Source organism: Bartonella sp. MR168JLCBS, assembly GCF_042194175.1.
In genome coordinates this window covers 335-567 of record NZ_JBHIMP010000582.1, presented here as the reverse complement: position 1 = coordinate 567, position 233 = coordinate 335, and the positions used below count along the sequence as shown (strand labels likewise).

At 39.9% G+C, this 233-nt stretch carries 1 pseudogene; it reads left to right on the top strand.

Annotation, left to right across the window (positions count from 1 at the left end):
• Positions 1-21 precede the first annotated feature (21 nt).
• Positions 22-233 (top strand): annotated as a pseudogene (locus tag ACFIK8_RS12825) (penicillin-binding protein 2); the annotation flags it as partial.

Sequence of the window (233 nt, the reverse complement as noted above, 5' to 3'; positions counted from 1 at the left end):
TGTTCAAAAAGGCGTGCGATGATGAAATCATTTTTTCTCTTTTCCCAGAAGAAAAAGCGCTTAAATAACCAGTTGGATTTTCATAATTTCTCCATTCGTCGTTCGTATTCTGCTCGTCCACGCTTACTTTTTTCTTTGCTCTGTTTCCTTATTTTATATGGCGTTATAGGGGCTTGCCTTATTTCTTATGGGCTTGAAGGTGGGCAGATTGAAGAAGCAAAAGGTCCAGGGGT